General features: G+C 59.2%; 18 protein-coding genes. 7 read left to right on the top strand and 11 right to left on the bottom strand.

Annotation, left to right across the window (positions count from 1 at the left end):
* The first annotated feature begins 166 nt into the window (after positions 1-166).
* A complete protein-coding gene (locus QN377_RS02920) occupies positions 167-376 on the top strand; it encodes a cold shock domain-containing protein (protein ID WP_095001295.1) in 210 nt (69 codons plus the stop codon).
* 127 nt (positions 377-503) lie between these two features.
* Here QN377_RS02920 and QN377_RS02915 read toward each other — a convergent pair whose 3' ends face one another.
* From QN377_RS02915 to QN377_RS02900, 4 genes are all read right to left on the bottom strand, one after another.
* Positions 504-881, bottom strand: a complete 378-nt coding sequence (locus QN377_RS02915; protein ID WP_095001296.1) for a hypothetical protein — start codon at positions 879-881, stop codon at positions 504-506.
* Positions 882-961: 80 nt separating this feature from the next.
* On the bottom strand, positions 962-1,771 hold the full coding sequence (locus tag QN377_RS02910) for a putative RNA methyltransferase (RefSeq protein WP_095018175.1): 810 nt from the start codon (positions 1,769-1,771) through the stop codon (positions 962-964).
* Positions 1,771-2,922, bottom strand: coding sequence for a succinyl-diaminopimelate desuccinylase (gene dapE / locus QN377_RS02905; protein WP_095001298.1), 1,152 nt, complete (start codon positions 2,920-2,922; stop codon positions 1,771-1,773). The genes QN377_RS02910 and dapE overlap by 1 nt, the downstream gene beginning before the upstream one ends.
* Before the next feature lie 95 nt (positions 2,923-3,017).
* Entirely contained in the window at positions 3,018-5,609 is a 2,592-nt protein-coding gene (locus QN377_RS02900; protein WP_322212477.1) for a glycosyltransferase, read from the bottom strand.
* Between the two features lie 276 nt (positions 5,610-5,885).
* Between QN377_RS02900 and tcdA the strand changes: the two genes are divergently transcribed.
* Positions 5,886-6,704, top strand: a complete 819-nt coding sequence (tcdA, locus tag QN377_RS02895) for a tRNA cyclic N6-threonylcarbamoyladenosine(37) synthase TcdA (protein WP_095001300.1) — start codon at positions 5,886-5,888, stop codon at positions 6,702-6,704.
* A gap of 121 nt (positions 6,705-6,825) precedes the next feature.
* On the opposite strand, the gene QN377_RS02890 is transcribed toward tcdA, so the two are convergent.
* From QN377_RS02890 to QN377_RS02875, 4 genes are read right to left on the bottom strand one after another with little or no spacing between them, the layout of a single operon-like run.
* A complete protein-coding gene (locus QN377_RS02890) occupies positions 6,826-7,230 on the bottom strand; it encodes a SufE family protein (protein ID WP_095018174.1) in 405 nt (134 codons plus the stop codon).
* On the bottom strand, positions 7,227-8,432 hold the full coding sequence (locus QN377_RS02885; RefSeq protein ID WP_095018173.1) for an aminotransferase class V-fold PLP-dependent enzyme: 1,206 nt from the start codon (positions 8,430-8,432) through the stop codon (positions 7,227-7,229). The genes QN377_RS02890 and QN377_RS02885 overlap by 4 nt, the downstream gene beginning before the upstream one ends.
* A 58-nt stretch (positions 8,433-8,490) precedes the next feature.
* The gene (gene dapD / locus QN377_RS02880; RefSeq protein WP_095001303.1) at positions 8,491-9,525 is read right to left on the bottom strand and encodes a 2,3,4,5-tetrahydropyridine-2,6-dicarboxylate N-succinyltransferase; all 1,035 of its coding nucleotides are present in this window, start codon (positions 9,523-9,525) and stop codon (positions 8,491-8,493) included.
* Positions 9,526-9,560: 35 nt separating this feature from the next.
* Positions 9,561-9,923 (bottom strand): ArsC family reductase, encoded by a 363-nt coding sequence (locus tag QN377_RS02875; protein WP_095001396.1) that lies wholly within the window; start codon positions 9,921-9,923, stop codon positions 9,561-9,563.
* A 229-nt stretch (positions 9,924-10,152) separates the two neighbouring features.
* Between QN377_RS02875 and QN377_RS02870 the strand changes: the two genes are divergently transcribed.
* Positions 10,153-11,799, top strand: a complete 1,647-nt coding sequence (locus tag QN377_RS02870; protein ID WP_095001304.1) for a Na+/H+ antiporter — start codon at positions 10,153-10,155, stop codon at positions 11,797-11,799.
* A 105-nt stretch (positions 11,800-11,904) separates the two neighbouring features.
* On the opposite strand, the gene dapC is transcribed toward QN377_RS02870, so the two are convergent.
* From dapC to map, 3 genes are read right to left on the bottom strand one after another with little or no spacing between them, the layout of a single operon-like run.
* Positions 11,905-13,104 carry a succinyldiaminopimelate transaminase gene (gene dapC, locus QN377_RS02865; protein WP_095001305.1) on the bottom strand — a complete coding sequence of 400 codons (1,200 nt, stop codon included), beginning with the start codon at positions 13,102-13,104 and terminating at the stop codon, positions 11,905-11,907.
* A gap of 26 nt (positions 13,105-13,130) precedes the next feature.
* Entirely contained in the window at positions 13,131-15,833 is a 2,703-nt protein-coding gene (locus tag QN377_RS02860) for a [protein-PII] uridylyltransferase (RefSeq protein WP_095020566.1), read from the bottom strand.
* Between the two features lie 55 nt (positions 15,834-15,888).
* Positions 15,889-16,743, bottom strand: a complete 855-nt coding sequence (map, locus tag QN377_RS02855; RefSeq protein WP_095001307.1) for a type I methionyl aminopeptidase — start codon at positions 16,741-16,743, stop codon at positions 15,889-15,891.
* An 867-nt stretch (positions 16,744-17,610) separates the two neighbouring features.
* Between map and rpsB the strand changes: the two genes are divergently transcribed.
* The 4 genes from rpsB to frr all read left to right on the top strand — a co-directional run bounded on the left by rpsB (position 17,611) and on the right by frr (position 20,936).
* Entirely contained in the window at positions 17,611-18,354 is a 744-nt protein-coding gene (rpsB, locus tag QN377_RS02850; protein WP_016781981.1) for a 30S ribosomal protein S2, read from the top strand.
* A gap of 206 nt (positions 18,355-18,560) precedes the next feature.
* A complete protein-coding gene (gene tsf, locus QN377_RS02845) occupies positions 18,561-19,430 on the top strand; it encodes a translation elongation factor Ts (protein ID WP_095001308.1) in 870 nt (289 codons plus the stop codon).
* Positions 19,431-19,638: 208 nt separating this feature from the next.
* Entirely contained in the window at positions 19,639-20,382 is a 744-nt protein-coding gene (gene pyrH / locus QN377_RS02840) for a UMP kinase (RefSeq protein WP_003440426.1), read from the top strand.
* Positions 20,379-20,936, top strand: coding sequence for a ribosome recycling factor (frr, locus tag QN377_RS02835; RefSeq protein WP_016781983.1), 558 nt, complete (start codon positions 20,379-20,381; stop codon positions 20,934-20,936). The genes pyrH and frr overlap by 4 nt, the downstream gene beginning before the upstream one ends.
* Positions 20,937-20,947: the final 11 nt, after the last annotated feature.

Raw genomic sequence — 20,947 nt, 5'->3', positions numbered from 1 at the left:
AAAAAAGCGCTGAACTAATATTGATTGAGTGTTTTTTTGCCTGACCTATACTCGGTGGTCTTTCGCGATACTGCGTCAGACAGAGTTTTGCAGAGTCAGGTTCAAACGATAGTTCTCAAAGGGCCAGTTAACGAGCCCGATCAATAATAAAAAGGGGGGATGTTCCATGACTGCACGTGTAACGGGCAATGTGAAGTGGTTTAACGACGCAAAGGGCTACGGCTTTATCCAGTGCGAAGACGGGGCTGATGTGTTTGTGCATTACCGTGCCATTCGCGGTGAAGGCCATCGCAGCCTGGCCGAAGGTCAGCAGGTCGAATACACCCAGGTCTCGGGCGCCAAGGGCCTGCAGGCCGAGGATGTAGTGGGGTTGTAAGGCACTGCTTGCCCTCCCTGTGGGAGCGGGCTTGCTCGCGATTGCATCAGCGCATGTGCACATAGACACCGCGTCGGTCGCATCGCAGGCAAGCCAGCTCCCACAAGGGATCTATGGCCGGTCCGAATCAGGAACCGGTTTTCCAGGTGATTTCTTCCTGGCCGTCTTCGCTGATGCGGATCCAGCGGTCGGCGTCTGCCTCGCCCTGTTCTTCAACCCAGCTGCCCGGCGCGCAGCGCACTTCGATGTGCAATGCCTCAAAAGCAGCCTTGGCGCAGGCGATGTCGTCTTCCCACGGCGTCTGGTCACTGTCCAGGTACAGGCTATTCCATTTGCCTACAGCTTTTGGCATCCAGGTTACGGGCACGTTGCCGGCCATGCACTTCCAGGTTTCGCCTTTCTTTTTCCATTCCGTGCACGGTCCCAGCACGTTTGCCAGCCAGGCTTCGACGTCTTTGTAAGTGACGGCTTCTTTCAGGTAAATCTCGATATCGGGTTGGCGCATGGATGTCCTCACTGCGTGTCTGAAAAATCCATTCGCGGATTAGTCGGGCCAAGGGCATGTGCACCTGGCCGTAAAATGGGTTATTGAAGTACGAAGTAATCGTAGCGCATCGACACGGTCACCACTAAAGGCTCGGGGTGCTCGATGACCTCGGCGCGCCGCTCGGCACTGGCACGCCAGCCGTGAGGGGTCATGGCCAGCAGGTTGGCGCGATCCTGGGGTTCGCTCAGGCTGAGGGTGAACTCCAGTGTTTCACTGTGCTGTAGCGACATGCCTTCGGGCACCAGGGCCAGATGCTTGTCGTCGGCGTAATCCCGGACTTCGTCGTACAGGCGTTCGCGCAATTCCATCAAGTGACCGCGGGTCGGGCCTACACGCATCAGGCCGCCACCGGGGGTGAGCAGGCGCTTGGCTTCGAGCCAGTCCAGCGGGCTGAACACACTGGCCAGGAACTGGCAGCTGGCGTCAGCCAGTGGCACGCGGGCCATGCTGGCGATCAACCAGGTCAGTTGCGGGCTGCGTTTACAGGCACGCTTGACCGCTTCGCGGGAGATATCCAGCGCGTAGCCATCGGCGTTGGGCAGCGCGTCGGCGATTTGCGCGGTGTAGTAACCCTCGCCACAGCCGATGTCGAGCCAGCGCTGCGGCGCGCGTTCGGCGGCCAGTTCGGCCAGGCGTTTGGCCACAGGGGCGTAATGCCCGGCGTTTAGAAAGTCGCGGCGGGCTTCAACCATAGCCTGGTTGTCGCCTGGGTCACGGCTGTTCTTGTGTTGCACCGGCAGCAGGTTCAGGTAGCCCTGGCGGGCACGGTCAAAGCGATGGCCGGCAGGGCACACCACACCATTGTCTGCCGCGTTGAGCGGCTCGGAGCAGATCGGGCAGGCGAGCATCAGGCGAGCAACTTGATCAGGGTCTGATAGTAGATTTCGGTCAACACGTCGAGATCGCTGGCCAGCACCCGTTCGTTGACCTGGTGAATGGTCGCGTTGACCGGCCCCAGCTCTACCACCTGGGTGCCCAGGGTCGCGATAAAGCGACCGTCGGATGTGCCACCGCTGGTGGAAGCCTTGGTTTCGCGACCGGTCACCTGCTTGATGCTCGACGACACGGCATCCAGCAGCGCCCCCGGCTCGGTCAGGAACGGCAGGCCGGACAGCGCCCAGTCGATGTGCCAGTCCAGGCCGTGCTTGTCCAGGATGTCCGCGACGCGCTTTTGCAGGCCCTCAACGGTGGACTCGGTGGAGAAGCGGAAGTTGAACACTGCAACCAGATCACCCGGGATGACGTTGGTCGCGCCTGTGCCTGAGTTGAGGTTGGAAATCTGGAAGCTGGTTGGCGGGAAAAAGGCATTGCCGTTGTCCCAATGCTCGGCGGCCAGCTCGGTCAGCGCAGGCACGGCCAGATGAATCGGGTTCTTGGCCAGATGCGGGTAGGCCACATGGCCTTGAACGCCGCGAACGGTGAGCTTGGCCCCCAGAGAACCGCGACGGCCGTTCTTGACCACATCACCCACCAGGGAAGTGCTCGACGGCTCGCCGACGATGCACCAGTCCAGACGCTCGTTACGTGCGGCGAAACGTTCGATCACGGCCTTGGTGCCGTGATGGGCCGGGCCTTCTTCGTCACTGGTGATCAAAAATGCGACCTTGCCCTTGTGGTCCGGGTAGTCGCAGACAAAGCGTTCAGCGGCCACCAGCATGGCTGCCAGGCTGCCTTTCATGTCGGCCGCGCCACGGCCGCAGAGCATGCCGTGCTCATCGATCAGCGCGTCGAACGGGTCGTTCTGCCAGGCCTGTACCGGGCCGGTCGGTACCACGTCAGTGTGGCCGGCGAAGCACAGCACCGGGCCTTCGTGTTTGCCGTGGGTGGCCCAGAAGTTGTCGACGTCTTCGATGCGCATCGGCTCAAGCATGAAGCCGGCATCGCCCAGGCGCTGCATCATCAGCTTCTGGCAGTCAGCGTCGATCGGCGTCACGGAAGGGCGACGGATCAGATCGCAGGCGAGTTGCAGGGTCGGCGAAAGGTCGGCGTGGGCCGTCATGGTAGGGACTCCGAAGCGGGACACAAGGCACAAAAGGGCGGTTATCTTAAAGCAAAACGGCGGCCAGAGGCCGCCGTTTAGTGGTTGCAGTCGATTTATGCAGCGGGTTGCTCTTGTGCTTCTTCGACCGGTTTAGGCAACGAAGACATAAAGGCCATGATCAGCGCTGCCAGATACGGCAACGATTGCACCAGCAGCATCACCACCCAGAAACGCATGTCGTTGCTCGGCAGGCCTTGTACGAAGAAAATCCCCACAGCCGCGCCCCAGAGCAGCAGCATGATGAACACCTCTTCGCGGGCTTCCGAGATCGCTACCCAAAAGCCGTGGTTATCGGCGTTTTTAGGCGTCCGGAAGAACGGGATGCTGGTGGTGAAGAACCCGTACAGCACGGCTTTGGCGATGGTGTGGGACAACGCCAGCCCGGCCAGTGCCGCGGCGAAGGCGTCCTTGAGGTTGACCCCCACTGCACGGCGGTACAGGAAAATGATCTTGCCCACCTTGAACACAAATAGCGCCAGTGGCGGAATGGCGAAAATCAACAGTGGCGGGTCGACCCGCGTTGGCACGATGATCATCGCCGCCGACCACAACAGGGCACCGACAGTGAAGAAAATATTCATGCCGTCGGCCACCCATGGCAGCCAGCCTGCGAGGAAGTGATAGCGCTGGCCACGGGTCAGCTCCGTGTCTTTGCCCAGCAACAGGCTGGAGGTGTGACGCTTGATAATCTGAATCGCACCGTAGGCCCAGCGGAATCGCTGTTTCTTGAAGTCGATAAAGGTATCGGGCATCAGGCCCTTGCCATAGCTGTTGTGGGAATACGCGGCGGAATACCCTTTTTCAAATACCCGCAGGCCCAGTTCGGCGTCTTCACAGATGCACCAGTCTGCCCAGCCCAGTTCTTCGAGCACTGAACGGCGGGTCATGGTCATGGTGCCGTGCTGAATGATCGCATCGCGGTCGTTACGGGTGACCATGCCGATATGGAAAAAGCCCTTGTATTCGGAGTAGCAGAGCTTTTTGAAGGTGCTTTCGTTCTGGTCGCGGTAGTCCTGTGGCGATTGCACGATGGCGATTTTCGGGTCGGCAAAGTGCGGCACCATATGCTTGAGCCAGTTGCGGTCCACGCAGTAATCAGAGTCGATCACGGCAATCACTTCGGCATCCGGCGCGGTATGCGGGATCAGGTAGTTCAGCGCGCCGCCCTTGAAACCGGCCAGGGGCGCGACGTGGAAGAACTTGAAGCGCGGGCCGAGGGTGGCGCAGTAATCGCGCACCGGCTCCCAGACTGCCGGGTCCTTGGTGTTGTTGTCGATGATCAACACTTCGAAATCGGGGTAGTCGAGGTTGGCCAGGGCGTCGAGGGTCTGTTTGACCATCTCCGGCGGCTCGTTGTAGCACGGCACATGGATCGAGACTTTCGGACGGTAGGCATCGTCGGCTTCTACCGGTAAAAACTCCCTTCGCCGCTTGCGAATCCATACTGCTTCGGCCAGTTCATGGGCCTCGGTGAGCAGCACGATAAACACCCCGAGCGCACCTAAGCCAAGCAGAAAGCCCACAGTCAGGCTGAACCAGGTGCTGTATTGCTGGCTGTAGTCATAGGCGATCCACACCAGCACCGAGCCGCAGAGGAAAGCGGTAAAGGTCAGGAAGGTGCGGCCACGCTGGCGCAGGGCAGAACCGTCGATCAGCAGCAGTGCCAGCGACAGCAGGCCCATGACCACCGAGCCGATGGCCAGTACGCGCCACTGTGGAATCGCCACCACCGGCCCCTCAAAATTGAATTTTTGCTGGCGGGCAGCGTTGTACACGCCCCAGTACGCGCCCACTGAACCTTCGTCGCTGGCCTTCCACGGCTGGTCGAAGGCTTCGATCACAAAATAGTTGTAGCCCCGGCGGTTGAGGGTATTGACCAACGTACGCAGATAAATCGCCTGGTCGGCCGGGGTAGCGTCAGCGCCACCGCGCATGCGGCCATTGCTCGGCCAGCCAACTTCCGACAGCAGCAGCGGTTTTTTCGGGAACTTTTTTTTCAGGTCGCGGGCACGGTCCAGGACGAATTCGCCGGCCTTGTCCACCGGGATAAATTCCCAGTAGGGCAGGATGTGCGCGGCGATCAGGTCAACGTGCTTGGCCAGTTGCGGGTACTTTTCCCAAATATGCCATTGCTCGGACGTGGTGACCGGCACCTTGACCGCGGCACGCACCCGATCCAGCAGCACGATCAGGTCTTCGGGCGTGATTTCTTCGCGGAACAGGGCTTCGTTGCCCACCACAACCCGCACCACGCTGCGTGAGTTGTTGGCCAGCTCGATGGCTTTCTGGATTTCCCGCTCGTTGCGCTCCAGATCAGGGCTGATCCAGATCCCGATGGTCACGCGCAGGCCGAATTCTTCGGCCAGCTTGGGAATGTCGCCCAGGGTGCCGTCAACCGAGTAAGTCCGGATGTTGTCGGTCAGCTTGCTGATGATTTCCAGGTCGCGACGCATTTCGTCGTCGGTCGGGTACTGGTCTTTCTGTGGGTACTGCCCTTGCTGGAACGGCGAGTACGAAAAACCGGAGATTTGCTCGGGCCAGTTGGGCGCAGAGACCGGGCGATTGATCAGCGCCCAGAAGCCTGTGAAGAGCGCGGCGATGGCCAGGACCACCACCAGATTGAGTCCAAATTTACGCGATGACATAACTATTTCGGGTTCCAAAGGGAGTGGAACGAAGATCGGTCGGCGGGTGCCAAACGGCGCGCATCCTACACTGTGCTTTGACCAATCGTATAGCGGACGGAATTGAGTCTGGCGTTTGGCACTTACAGCCGACTTAAGTTCTTTCTTTATTAGTTGTAGCTCTTATCTTCTTCCGTAGCAGGCTATTAAAGCAGGCTTGGTCGCATAGCTTGTAGGAAAGATACTCAATGCAATGTAAGAACCCTATAATGCGCGCCGGTTTTTGGGGTGTTGGTCATGAGTACAGAAGATCCACGTTTTGCCGGTGTAGCCCGGTTATATGGGCTGGAAGGCCTTGAACGACTGAAGGCGGCGCATGTGGCGATCGTCGGTGTAGGCGGCGTCGGGTCGTGGGCAGCGGAAGCGATTGCGCGCTGCGGTGTCGGCGAAATTTCGCTGTTTGATCTGGATGACGTGTGCGTCAGCAACAGCAACCGCCAGTTACACGCCTTGAGTACGACCATTGGTCGGGACAAGGTTGAGGTGATGGCCGAACGCCTGCGTCAGATCAATCCTGACTGCAAGGTTCATGAGGTGGCCGATTTCGTGACGCGCGAAACCATGGCCGACTACATCACCCCCGATATTGATTGCGTGATCGACTGCATCGACAGTGTGAATGCCAAGGCGGCGCTGATTGCCTGGTGCAAGCGGCGCAAGATACAGATCATCACCACCGGTGGCGCGGGCGGGCAAATTGACCCGACGCTGATTCAGGTCTGTGACTTGAACCGTACCTTCAATGACCCTCTGGCCTCCAAGGTGCGTTCGACCTTGCGCCGCGATTATGGATTTTCGCGCACCATGACCCGTCACTACAGCGTGCCGTGTGTGTTTTCCACCGAGCAGCTGCGCTACCCAAAGCCGGACGGCAGCATTTGCCTGCAGAAGAGTTTTGTCGGTGACGGGGTGAAGCTGGACTGTGCTGGCGGGTTTGGCGCAGTGATGATGGTGACGGCCACCTTCGGCATGGTGGCGGCGACCAAGGCGGTGGACAAGATCGTGGCGGGCGTGCGCCGGCCTTCGGAGAAGGTAAAGCCTGCACCACAGGAATAAGGCTCGCCTCGGACCTGGCCTGTGGGAGCGGCCTTGCTCGCGATAGCACCGGCGCGGTGTTTCAGATGAACCGAATCGCCCGCATCGCGAGCAAGCCCGCTTCCCCAGGGGGCGGCAATGGTCAGGCTGCCAATTCCCGCATCCGCACCAGCACCGCATTGAGCCCATTGCTGCGCGATGGCGACAACTGCCGGCTAAGCCCCAATTGCTTGAACCATCCCGGCAAATCGACCTGCAGCAGCTCTTGCGTGGTCAAGCCGTTCACCCGCACCAGCAGCAACGCCACCAGCCCGCGAATCAGTCGCGCTTCACTGCTGGCAGCAAACTGCCAATGGCCATCGACCTGCTCACCCACCAGCCACATCTGGCTTTCACAGCCATGCACCCGGTTGGCGTCGGTTTTGTCGGCTTCGCTGAGTTCCGGCAAGCGCTGGCCCCATTGCATCAGCAGGCGTGCACGCTGTTCCCAGCCGGTGCAATGCTCAAAGCTGTCGAGCGCCGCCTGGGCGTCGGCGGGCAGGGTCATTGCAGCAACTCCAGCGCCTGATCGAGGGCGAGGAAAAAACGCTCCAGATCTTCTGAGTCATTGTACAGCGCCAGCGAAACACGGATGGCACCAGCCAGACCAAGGCTTTTAAGCAGTGGCATGGCGCAATGATGCCCGGCGCGAACGGCAATCCCCTGTTCGGTCAGCAGATGGGCCAGATCGGCGTTGTGGACGCCCTCGACTACAAAACTGACCAGGGCCAGTTGCGGGGCGCCCAGCAGACGAATGCCCTGGCGCTGCTGCAAACCCTCGACGAGCAATCGGTGCAGTGCTGTTTCGTGGGCCTGGACTGCGCCCTGGTTGAGGTTGGCCAGATAGTTGAGGGTTGCCCCCAGTCCGATCACGCTGGCAATCGGCGGGGTACCAGCCTCAAATCCCAGCGGTGCCGGGCGAAAGGTGGCGTGCTGATAGTCGGCGTCCTGCACCATCTCGCCGCCAAACTGCCAGTGTTGCAAGCGGGCCAGGGCTTCATGACGGCCAAACAGCACGCCCAGCCCGTCGGGGCCATAGAGCTTGTGGGCGGAAAACACATAGAAGTCACAACCCAGCGCCTGAACGTCCTGGCGACCGTGGACAACACCCTGGGCGCCGTCAACCACGGTCAGTGCATTCTGTGCCCTGGCCAGCGCCAACAGTTCGGGCAGGGGCTGCCACACACCAAGGACGTTGGATAGCTGGCTTACGGCCAACAGGCGGGTGCGCGGGGTGATCAGGCGTGCGGCGGCCACGAGGTCGATCACGCCGTCGGCATCCAGAGGCAAGATCACCAGATTCAGCTTTTTACGCTGTGCGAGCTGCTGCCATGGCAGCAGATTGGCGTGGTGTTCCAGGGCGCTGATAACAATGTCATCGCCCGTATTGAATTGGTGCTCCAGGCCGTAGGCCAGAAGGTTCAGCGCTGACGTGGCGCCGTGGGTGAACACGATTTGCCCGCACTCGCCGGCATTGAGCCATTGCGTCACTTTGTGGCGGGTGTTTTCGAATGCCTGGGTCGCGTGGGCGCCCGGCAGATGTTGGGCCCTGTGTACATTGGCTGCGCCGTTGGCGTAGTAATGCGTCAGTGCGTCGAGCAGGGCTTGGGGTTTTTGCGTGGTAGCAGCGCTGTCCAGATACGTCTGGTCCTGACGTTGCAAGGCGGCGATGGCGGGAAAGTCAGCGCGCCAGGGAGAAGGCAAAAGCATGGTGTTCGGGCTCTGTTGACGAGGCCGGAAGCCGGCCCCGTCAGTTGCAGACAGACGCTTAGTTGTGAGCGTGCAGTGCTTCGTTCAGCTCGATGGCCGACTTGTGGGTTTTGCATTCCACAGCGCCGGTTTCCGAGTTGCGGCGGAACAACAGGTCAGGCTGGCCAGCCAGGTCACGGGCCTTGACCACTTTGACCAACTGGTTGTTTTCGTCCAGCAGGGCCACTTTGGTACCTGCGGTCACGTACAGGCCGGACTCGACGGTGTTGCGGTCACCCAGCGGGATGCCGATACCGGCGTTGGCGCCGATCAGGCAGCCTTCGCCGACCTTGATCACGATGTTGCCACCACCCGACAGCGTGCCCATGGTCGAGCAACCGCCACCCAGGTCCGAACCCTTGCCGACAAACACGCCTGCCGATACACGGCCTTCGATCATGCCCGGGCCTTCGGTACCAGCGTTGAAGTTGACGAAACCTTCGTGCATCACGGTGGTGCCTTCGCCGACGTAGGCGCCCAGGCGAATACGCGCCGCATCAGCGATGCGCACACCGGCCGGAACCACGTAGTCGGTCATTTTCGGGAACTTGTCGACCGAGAACACTTCCAGCAGATCGCCACGCAGGCGCGCTTCGAGTTGACGCTCGGCCAGTTCGCCCAGATCGATGGCGCCCTGGCTGGTCCATGCCACGTTTGGCAGCAGCGGGAACACGCCCGCCAGGCTCAGGCCGTGGGGCTTGACCAGGCGATGGGACAGCAGGTGCAGCTTGAGGTAGGCCTCTGGCGTCGAGGTCAGAGTGGCGTCTTCGGCCAGCAGGGTGGCAACCAGTGGCTTGTGGCTTTCGGCCAGGCGGGTCAGCAGGGCAGCCTGGGCGGCGTCGACCGGTTTGGCGGCTTCAGCCATCTGTGCGGCTTGGGCGGTAGTAAAGGTGATTGCCTGATTGCCACCGGTGTAGCCCAGAATCGGTGCGATGGCTGCAATCAGCTCGGCCGATGGATTGACCAGGGGTTGTGCGTAGAACACTTCCAGCCATGCGCCTTGGCGGTTTTGGGTGCCGACGCCGAAGGCTGCGCTGAACAGGGTAGTAGACATGCAATTACCTCTTACAAAAATAAATGGGCGGGCGCTTACAGAAGGGCCGCCGCATAAAGATCTGGCTTGAAGCCAATCAGGGTTTTGTCACCGAGATCGAGCACCGGGCGCTTGATCATCGAGGGTTGGGCGAGCATCAGTTCAATGGCTTTGGCTTGGTCGAGATCGGCTTTGCGTTCGTCGTCGAGCTTGCGAAAGGTTGTACCGGCGCGGTTGAGCACCACTTCCCAGCCGTGCTCATTGCACCAGCGGGTCAGGTGTTCACGGTCAATGCCGCTGCTTTTGTAGTCATGGAAATCGTAGTGCACTGCATGTTCATCGAGCCAGGTGCGAGCCTTTTTCATGGTGTCGCAGGCTTTGATGCCGAAAAGGTGCAACGTCTTGCTTGAATCGGTCACGGAAATTGCCCCCCCTTTGGAGATGCGGTAAATGAGCAGTCGCGGATTATGCCATGCGCAGCGCCCTTGGGCGTGATTGGCTGCGAGCTTGGCACAGACTTGTGACATGTCGTCGCACTGCTACTTTTGTTCAGGCTCGGCTTTTACGGTTAGACGCTACTATGGAGCGCAATGGGAAATTGTTGCTATTTATTTAGTTTAAAACTGATCGTTCGGGAACTCTGCTGATATGCAAACCGCCTATACCGTCCTTATCCTGCTGATGCTGGTGGGGATTTCGCGTCTGTTGGGGCGTGTCATACCTCTGCCTTTGCCGCTGGTGCAGATTGCCGCCGGTGCCGTACTGGCCTGGCCGACACTGGGCCTGCATGTGGCGCTGGAACCTGAGCTGTTCCTGTTTCTGTTCTTGCCGCCGCTGCTGTTCTCGGATGGCTGGCGCATGCCCAAGCGTGAGTTCTGGCGCCTGCGCGGGCCGATTCTGACCCTGGCAGTAGGGCTGGTTTTGTTTACGGTGGTGGGTGCGGGTTATTTCATCCATTGGCTGTTGCCGACCATCCCCTTGCCGGTGGCATTTGCCCTGGCAGCAGTACTGTCACCCACTGATGCGGTGGCGGTATCGGCCATTGCACAGAATCGCTTGCCCGCACCCTTGATGCACATGCTGCAAGGCGAGGCGCTGATGAATGACGCCACGGGCCTGGTGACCTTCAAGTTCGCCCTGGTGGCTGCCATTACCGGGGTGTTTTCCCTGGCCAATGCCAGCCTGACCTTCATTTTGGTGGCCTGTGGCGGGCTGGCCATTGGCGTCGCCCTGAGCTGGCTGGTGGGGCGTTTGCGCGCGTGGATGATCGCCCGTGGCTGGGATGACCCGGCCACCCATGTGGTGTTTATGTTGCTGCTGCCTTTTGCCGCCTATGTACTGGCCGAACGCTTGGGTGCTTCGGGCATCCTGTCGGCGGTGGCGGCGGGGATGATGCAGAGCTGGCTGGACCTGTTGCCGCGTCAGACCAGCACCCGCCTGCTTAATCGCAGTGTGTGGTCGCTGCTGGAGTTTGCCTTCAACGGGTTGATCTTTTTGCTGTTGGGCCTGCAATTGCCGGACATCATCAAGGCGGTGGTCAGCCACGAAACGACTCTGTGGCCGACTTTGATGTATCGCTGCCTGGATGTGGTGGCGATTTTCCTGGTGCTGCTGGCGCTGCGCTTCATCTGGGTGCAGAGCATCTGGCGGCTGTCCGGCCTGTTGCGCCGCTGGCGTGGCAAGGGCGAGCTGACGATGGTGCCGACAGCCCGCTCCTGCTGGCTGCTGACCGTGGGCGGGGTACGCGGTGCGGTGACCCTGGCGGGCGTGATGTCGGTACCGCTGCTGGTCAGCGAGGGTTTGAATTTTCCTGAGCGTGATTTGCTGATCTTTATTGCTGCCGGGGTGATTTTGCTGTCGCTGGTGGCAGCCTGCATCGCCTTGCCGGTGTTGTTGCGCGGTATTCCAAAAAGCCCGGACGATGCCATGCGCAAAGAAGTGCGCGAAGCCTGGCGGCGCACCGCAGAAGCGGCGATTCACGCGCTGGAAGCAGAAGAGGTGGTGGAGGCCGATGGTCAGCAGGATGCGGCCCAGGCGGCTCTGGCGGCTGAGCTAAAGGCGCGGATCATGTCTGAGTACCGTCATCAGCTTGAGGTGTACAACGACTCGGCGGAGGCCCAGGCACTGGCTTCGCAAATGGACCAGCTGGAAAGCCGCTTGCGGCTCAAGGCGCTGCGGGCGCAGCGGCTGGAACTGTACAGCTTGCGCCGCCATCACGAAATCGGCGACGACGCCCTGAGCGAAATCCTCAAGGACCTGGACTTGAGCGAGGCCAACCTGGGAACGGTGAAATAACCCAGCTTTATGTGGGAGCGGGCTTGCTCGCGATGGCATCGCAGCGGTTCGTCTGGCAGACCGCATCGCTTGCATCGCGAGCAAGCCCGCTCCCACAGGGGCGGTTTAGCCGCGACGCTGAATAAAGTCGCGGATCCGCCCGGCGGCTTCCACGCACTCAGCCAGTGGCGCAACCAGGGCCATGCGTACGCGACCAGCGCCGGGGTTGAAACCGTCTACTTCGCGGGACAGATAAGAGCCCGGCACTACGGTGACGTGCTCTTGGGCAAACAGATCGCGGCAGAATTCAGCGTCGTCGCCTTCAACCCTGGGCCACAGGTAGAAGCCGCCATCCGGGCGCTGCACATCCAGTACCGGGGTTAAAATCTCCAACACCGCATCAAACTTCTCGCGATACAGGTCACGGTTGCTACGTACGTGGTCTTCGTCGTTCCAGGCGGCAATGCTTGCCAGCTGGGTTTGTACCGGCATTGCGCAGCCATGGTACGTGCGGTACAGCAGGAACGCCTTGAGGATGTCGGCATCGCCGGCCACAAAACCGGAACGCAAACCCGGCAGGTTGGAGCGCTTGGACAGGCTGTGGAACACCACGCAACGCTTGAAGTCTTCACGGCCCAGGGCCACACAGGCGCTGAGCAGGCCGACCGGTGGTGTCTTCTCGTCGAAGTACAGCTCGCTGTAGCACTCGTCTGCGGCGATCACGAAGTCGTGTTCGTCGGCCAGTGCGATCAGTTTTTTCAGGGTTTCAAGCGGGATCAGCGCACCGGTCGGGTTACCCGGCGAGCACAGGAACAGGATCTGGCAGCGTTTCCAGGTGTCGACGGATACGGCGTCGAAATCCGGGTTGAACCCATGCTCGGCCAGGCACGGCAGGTAGTGCGGCTGAGCGCCTGCCAGGAAGGCGGCCCCTTCATAGATCTGGTAGAACGGGTTCGGGCTCACCACCAGAGCGTCGTCACCACGGTTGACCACGGTCTGGGTGAAGGCAAACAGGGCTTCACGGGTGCCGTTGACCGGCAGGATATTGCGCGCCGGGTCAAGCCAGCCTTTTGGCACGTTGAAACGACGCTCGGCCCAGTCGGCGATAGCTTCGCGCAGCGCCGGGATGCCCAGGGTGGTCGGGTAGACCGCCATCTGGTCGAGGTTGTCAGCCAGTGCCTTGGCCACGAAGTCCGGCGAGCGGTGCTTGGGTTCGCCAATCGACAGCGCGATCGGGCGCTTGTCGGCGTTGGGCTGCACGCTGCCAAGCAGGGCGCGCAATTTTTCGAACGGGTAAGGCTGCAGCTGGTTTAGAGCGTTGTTCATGGGGTGCGGGTCTCACTCGGCGGCGGTTAAATGCTCAGGCGCCACGGTTCTGGGGTTGAATCCTGATTGACCGTCAGTTGCTCGACGATCGCTTCCTGCAAACGCATGCACAGCTGCGGGTCGGACAGCGGCTGGTTGTTTGCATCGGTAATGAAAAAGACGTCTTCGACGCGTTCACCCAGGGTGGCAATCTTGGCGTTCTGCAGCGACAGATCAAACTCCAGAAAGATCATTCCGATGCGAGCCAGCAGGCCCGGGCGGTCGGGGGCGCTGAGCTCCAGCACGGTCACCGGGCGCTGGGCGTCGTTATGGATCGTGACCTGGGGCGCAAAGGCAAAGTGCTTGAGCTGGCGCGGCACGCGGCGCTGGATGATGGTCGGGTAGTCGTCCGGGTTGCGCAGGGCTTCGGTCAGCCCCTTGCGGATTTTTTCGATACGCGCCGGGTTGTTACCAATCGAGCCGCCATCGTTGTCGAGCACGATATAGGTGTCGAGGGTGAACTGGCTGCTGGAGGTGATAATGCGTGCGTCATGGATGTTCAGGTTGAGCTGGTCCATGGCGGCCACTGTCACGGCGAAGAAGTCGTGCTGGTCGGGTGCATAGATGAAGATCTGCGTGCCGCCCTCGAACTCCCGCTGGGTGGTTTCCTTGATCAGCACCAGCGGGCCGCCATCGGCAGGCTGCTGCAGGATGGCTTCGGTATGCAGGGCCACGTCGGCAGAGGAGTGTCGCAGGAAATAGTCGTCGCCCAGCTGTGACCAGAGCTGTTCCACGTCATCCTGGTCGGTACCCCCGCGCACCAGAATATCCAGCGCCGCACTTTGCGTCTGGCGGATCTGTTCTTCGCGGTCCACCGGGTTTTCCAGGCCTCTACGCAAGGCACGCTTGGTCTCGGTGTAGAGCTGGCGCAACAGGCTGGCGCGCCAGGAATTCCACAGCGTCGGGTTGGTGGCGTTGATATCGGCGACAGTCAGCACATAGAGGTAGTCGAGGTGGGTTTCGTCCACCACAATCTGGGCAAAATCATGGATGACCTGCGGGTCGGACAGGTCCTTGCGCTGGGCGGTGGTGGACATCACCAGGTGGTTTTGTACCAGCCACACGATCAGGCGCGTGTCCCACTGCGGCAACTGATGACGGATGCAGAACGCTTCTGCATCCACGGCACCGATTTCGGAATGGTCGCCGTGGCGGCCCTTGCCGATATCGTGGTACAGCCCGGCCAGGTAGATCAGCTCGGGCTTGGGCAGCTTGGCCATCAACTTGCTGGCGAGCGGGAATTTCTCCGATACCTGGGTGTATTGCAGCTTACGCAGGTGTTTGATCAGGTTCAGGGTGTGGGCATCGACCGTATAAATGTGGAACAGGTCATGCTGCATTTGCCCGACGATAAAACCAAACTCGGGCAGGTAACGGCCCAGGATGCCGTAACGGTTCATCCGGCGCAGGTTGCGGTGGATGCCGATCTTGCACTTGAACAGTTCGATAAACAGGCTGGTGTTGCGGATGTCTTTGCGGAAATCTTCGTCGATCAGGTAGCGATGTTCGCGTAGCAGGCGGATGGTGTCGGCCCGCACGCCCTTGATCTCGGGGTGCTGTGCCATCAGCAGGAAGATTTCCAGCATGGCGAAGGGGGTGCGCTTGAACACGTGGTCGCTGGTGGCTTCGATATAGCCATCGTGCAACTGGAAGCGCGAGTTCAACGGGGTTGGCGGCGCTTCGTCCTCGGGGGCGAGGATCACCTCTTCGAAGTGCTGGATGATCAGGTCGCTGAGCTGGGCAATGCTCATGACCACCCGGTAGTACTGCTGCATGAAATTTTCGATGGTCTGCTTGGCGTCTTCGCCGGTAAAGCCGAGCAGTTCGCCGATGCTGCGCTGGTGGTCGAACAGCAGACGGTCTTCGGCACGCCCGGCAAGCATGTGCAGGGCGTAGCGCACCTTCCACAAAAATTCCTGGGACGAGGCCAGCAGGGCGTGCTCGCTTTCTACCAGAAAGCCTTCGCCGGCAAGGGCGCGCAAATTCAGGGTGCCGTACTGGCGGCGGGCTACCCACAAAATGGTCTGGATATCGCGCAGGCCGCCGGGCGAACCCTTGACGTTAGGCTCCAGGTTGTACTCGGTGTCGTTGTACTTGTGGTGGCGGGCCTTTTGCTCGGCGCGCTTGGCCAGGAAAAACTCCTTGCTGGGCCACATGTGGGCGGTGCTGGTGACGTCCAGCATGCGCTGGCGCAAATGCTCGGGGCCCGCCACGGTGCGGCTTTCCATCAAGTTGGTGATGATGGTCAGGTCGGCGCGGGCCTGCTCTGCGCACTCATCCACCGAGCGCACGCTCTGACCTACTTCTAGGCCTATGTCCCAAAGAAGTGTCAGAAAACGCTCAATGGAATCACGGAAAACTTCGTGATCTGCGTTGTCCAGCAGGATCAGCAGATCGATGTCGGAATAAGGGTGCAACTCGCCGCGGCCATAGCCGCCGACGGCGACCAGCGCGATGTCGGCCTCAGCGCTCCAGCTGAACTGGTCCCACGCCTGTTGCAGGATGTTGTCGACGAACCATGCACGGTCTTCGATCAGGCGGCGAATATCACGCCCCTTTTTGAAGCGTTCGTCGAGTACCTCCCGAGCCTGGCGGATCGCCTTTTTGAAAGCGGCAATGGGGCTCGCCTTTAATGCCAGCTCGGCCTGGAACTGGCCGCGGTCAAAAAGTTCTGGATCCACCTGCGGCATCGATTGGCATTCCTGTGCTGGGTTTTACGGGCTAAACGGTGAAAACACGCAAGTTTCAGGCCGAAACGCGGGGGATGGTGTCATCGCTGCGCAGGGTGAAAATTTCGTAACCGGTGTCGGTGACCAGCAGGGTGTGTTCCCACTGGGCAGACAGCTTGCGGTCCTTGGTGATGGCGGTCCAGCCGTCGCCCAGCACCTTGGTGTCGGCCTTGCCCTGATTGATCATCGGCTCGATGGTGAAGGTCATGCCGGCCTTGAGCTCCATACCGGTGCCAGCGCGGCCGTAGTGCAGGATCTGCGGCTCTTCGTGGAATACCTTGCCGATACCGTGGCCGCAGAACTCGCGTACGACAGAAAAACCGTTCTTTTCAGCGTGCTTCTGGATCACTTCGCCGATATCGCCCAGGCGGCAGCCCGGTTTAACGATTTCGATAGCCTTGTACATGCATTCCTGGGTCACTTGCGACAGGCGCTCGGCCCATACCGGAACCTTGCCGACGTGGAACATGCGGCTGGTGTCGCCGTGGTAGCCGTCCTTGATCACGGTGACGTCGATGTTCAGGGTGTCGCCGTCCTTCAATACCTTGTCGCCCGGGATGCCGTGGCATACCACGTGATTGATCGAGGTGCAGATCGACTTGGGAAAGCCTTTATAGTTGAGCGGGGCAGGGATGGCCTTTTGCACATTGACGATATAGTCATGGCAGATGCGATCCAGCTCTTCAGTGGTGACGCCGGGTTTTACGTACTCGGCGATCATTTCCAGGACTTCGGCGGCCAGTTTGCCGGCGATACGCATTTTTGCGATGTCCTCTGGGGTTTTGAGGGTGACGGTCATTCGGGCTCTCTTCGCGCGTTGGCGCTCATCATCAGGATTGCGGGCGTGCTGTGAATCGCGGCACGCCGTCATAAAAGTACGATTCTAACAGACGGTCGGCGTTAGTCGTGGGCCTGTAGCCATCGCTTCTCTTAATAGATAGGAGCATCCTGGTTCTATTCCAAGGCCCCGCGCGAATAAGGTAAGCGGCCGAAGCCCGCGCTTTTGATTTTTTCGCCCTTCGTGAGGCCGAATAGGTATGTACTCGGTAGTTTTAAATGGCATTGCGCGTACATATCCAGCATTTGTGTCTAACTGAGACTATGGTTTCGACCTTACGTCGAGTCCCTTTTGGAAGGACCCAAAAGGAACCAAAAGGTCCTCGCCCCATCGTACGGCCTTCGCTGCGCTCAGGTTCCCTCGCTCCGGCTCTGCTCCGTGGGCCCGCCGCCACGGGCCATCCATGGCCCATCGCGGCTCTCCCGGCATCCATGCCGGTCGACCCACTCCGCAGAACCTCCTCTCGGCCTCCCGGGAGGGCAGGCAGATCAAAAGCACTGCGCCCCGAGGCGGCCGACCGGCCGGCCTGTTCGGTCAATTCAGAAGCGGCCCTGGCCCAGGTGTCAGACTTGTTGTGTTGTGCGGCCGTCTGGCTCCGACGCTGTTATGGGCTTGCTCGGTGTTTGGAATATTTTGCTGGTGGAAGTGGTATTGTTGGACAAGAAGCAAGAGCAAGCCAGGCGTAAGCCCTTGCAGGGCAACGCTTTAGCAATAAAGTCTGAATTCACACTTCGTTTTTAATGCATCTTGTGGTATAAAATGCGCCGCTTTGCGGGTATAGCCCGCAGAGCACAAACCCACACACGTGTCGACACGATGACCTGGGTGCCTTCAGCTTTGAAGCTGCTGGTTGGTCGTTGGGATACGTGGAGGCCTAACCCGACTTATTAAGGAACTATCATGTCCCAAGTCAACATGCGCGATATGCTGAAGGCCGGTGTGCACTTCGGTCACCAAACCCGTTACTGGAACCCGAAGATGGGTAAATACATCTTTGGCGCGCGTAACAAGATCCACATCATCAACCTTGAAAAAACCCTGCCAATGTTCAACGAAGCTCTGACTTTCGTTGAGCGCCTGGCCCAGGGCAAAAACAAGATTCTGTTCGTCGGCACCAAGCGTTCCGCTGGCAAGATCGTTGCTGAAGAAGCAGCACGTTGCGGTTCGCCGTACGTGGATCACCGCTGGTTGGGCGGCATGCTCACCAACTTCAAAACCATTCGTGCTTCGATCAAGCGTCTGCGTGACCTTGAAATCCAGGCAGAAGACGGTACTTTCGCCAAGCTGACCAAGAAAGAGGCGCTGATGCGCACTCGCGATCTGCAGAAGCTGGATCGTAGCCTGGGTGGTATCAAGGACATGGGCGGTCTGCCAGACGCTCTGTTCGTTATCGACGTTGACCACGAGCGTATCGCGATCACCGAAGCTAACAAGTTGGGTATCCCGGTAATCGGCGTTGTCGATACCAACAGCAGCCCAGAAGGTGTTGACTACATCATCCCGGGTAACGATGACGCAATCCGCGCTATCCAGCTGTACATGGGTGCGATGGCTGATGCTGTGATCAAAGGCCGTAACCACGTTGCTGGCGGCACCGACGTTTTCGTCGAAGAAGCTCCAGCTGCAGCGGTAGTTGAAGGCTGAGTAATTAACGCCTAGCGTTTACTCAGTACGCAAAAAGGGGGCTTGGCCCCCTTTTTGCCACCTCGAAATCCATTTGTTGTAACCCTGTTTGTTGTATCTGTATCAGATGGCGACCTGCACGGTTGATTCGGGGTGCGCTTCAAACGAATTGAACGCCCGTTCGGTCGGGTGGAATGGTTGAAAACCTATCCAAGAGGAATTTTGAAATGGCAGAGATTACTGCAGCGTTGGTTAAAGAACTGCGTGAGCGTACTGGCGAAGGCATGATGGACTGCAAGAAAGCCTTGACCAAGGCTGGCGGCGACATCGAAAAAGCCATTGATGACATGCGTGCTTCGGGCGCCATCAAGGCAGCCAAAAAAGCAGGTAACGTTGCTGCTGAAGGCGCTATCGCAGTTAAAGTTGCAGACGACAACAAGTCGGCTGTAATTCTTGAAGTCAACTCGCAAACCGACTTCCTGGCTCTGCAAGACGACTTCAAAAAATTCGTTGCTGACAGCGTTGAAAAAGCGTTCGCTGACAAACTGACCGACGCAGCTCCGCTGATCGCTGCTCAAGAAGCTGATCGTCTGGTTCTGGTTGGTAAAGTAGGCGAAAACGTCAACATCCGTCGTCTGGCCCGCATCGAAGGTGACGTTGTTGATGCTTACCTGCACGGCAACAAGATCGGTGTGGTTGTTGCTCTGAAAGGCGGCAACGCTGAGCTGGCTCGTGACATCGCCATGCACGTAGCTGCAAGCAACCCTGAGTTCCTGCTGCCATCGCAAGTTTCCGCTGATGCCATCGAACGCGAAAAAACCGTGTTCATGAGCCTCAACGAAGACAAGATCAAAGGCAAGCCAGCCGAAATCGTTGAAAAAATGGTTGCCGGTCGTATCAGCAAGTTCCTGGCTGAAGCCAGCCTGGTTGAGCAAGCGTTCGTCAAGAACCCGGAAATCAAGGTCGGCGATCTGGCCAAGAAAGCCGGCGCTGAAATCGTTTCCTTCACTTACTTCAAAGTAGGTGATGGCATCGAGAAGCCAGTTGACGACTTCGCTGCTGAAGTTGCTGCTCAAGTGGCTGCAAGCAAGCAATAAGACGGTTCTAAACTGTCGACCCGAAGAGGCTGCCCGCTCACGCGCGCAGCCTCTTTTCAAATGGGAGGGGATTTTTCCTTCTCGGCGGAACCGGTTTGCAAAATCGTGTTCCGATGGTGCTGCTGTGCAGTGCCACAGCTAGAACAAGCGCGGGTTGAAAAATGACCTCGCACAGATTATCTATAAAACGCGGCAGGAGAGATTCGCAATGGCTCAGCAGGGCAGTGGTTATCAAGCTCGCTATAAACGCATTCTACTCAAGCTAAGCGGCGAAGCCCTGATGGGCTCTGAAGAGTTCGGGATCGATCCCAAGGTGCTCGACCGCATGGCGCTGGAAGTGGGCCAACTGGTCGGCATCGGCGTTCAGGTAGGACTGGTGATTGGTGGTGGCAACCTGTTCCGTGGTGCTGCATTGAGCGCCGCCGGTATGGATCGTGTGACTGGCGACCATATGGGCATGCTGGCTACCGTGATGAACGCCCTGGCCATGCGCGATGCGCTGGAACGTGCGAATATCTCCGCCATCGTTATGTCGGCCATTTCCATGGTTGGTGTGACCGATCATTACGATCGTCGCAAGGCCATGCGCCACCTGAATGCCAAGGATGTGGTGATTTTCGCTGCAGGCACCGGTAATCCTTTCTTCACGACGGATTCGGCAGCATGCTTGCGTGCCATTGAAATCGACGCTGATGTCGTGCTCAAGGCAACCAAGGTTGACGGCGTGTACACCGCAGATCCATTCAAAGACCCGCATGCCGAGAAGTTCGATCATCTGACTTACGATGAAGTACTGGATCGCAAACTGGGTGTTATGGACCTGACGGCCATCTGTCTGTGCCGCGACCATAAAATGCCATTGCGTGTATTTAATATGAACAAGCCCGGCGCCCTGCTTAATATTGTCCATGGCGGCGCTGAAGGTACTCTGATCGAGGAAGGTCAACAATGATCAACGAAATCAAGAAAGACGCTCAAACGCGTATGCAGAAGTCGCTGGAATCCCTGGCCCATGCATTTGGCCAGATCCGTACCGGCAAGGCTCACCCGAGCATTCTGGGCAGCGTGATGGTGCCTTACTATGGCTCGGATACTCCGATCAGCCAGGTCGCCAACATCACCGTCAAAGACTCCCGCACCCTTCAAGTTGTAGCGTTCGAGCGCAACATGCTGGGCGCAGTCGACAAGGCCATCCAGAGCGCCGGTCTGAACCTGAACCCGACCAACCTGGGTGAGCTGCTGCTGATCTCCATGCCGGCCCTGACTGAAGAAACCCGCAAGGTTTTCGCCAAGCAGGCCCGTGATGCAGCTGAAGATGCCCGTATTGCCGTGCGCAATATCCGTCGCGACGCCTTGAGCCAATTGAAAGACCTGGTCAAGGAAAAGGAAATCAGCGAAGACGAAGAGCGTCGTGCTGCTGATGATATCCAGAAGCTGACCGACAAGGCCGTGGCGGATATCGAAGTTGCCACCAAGCAGAAAGAAGCGGACCTGATGGCCGTATAAGGGTCAGGGCG

Origin of the sequence: Pseudomonas sp. CCC4.1 (genome assembly GCF_035019225.1) — a bacterium.
Classification (GTDB): Bacteria; Pseudomonadota; Gammaproteobacteria; order Pseudomonadales; family Pseudomonadaceae; genus Aquipseudomonas; species Aquipseudomonas bubulae.
The sequence above is the reverse complement of the archived record's forward strand: the minus strand, read 5'-3'. Positions and strand labels throughout refer to the sequence as shown.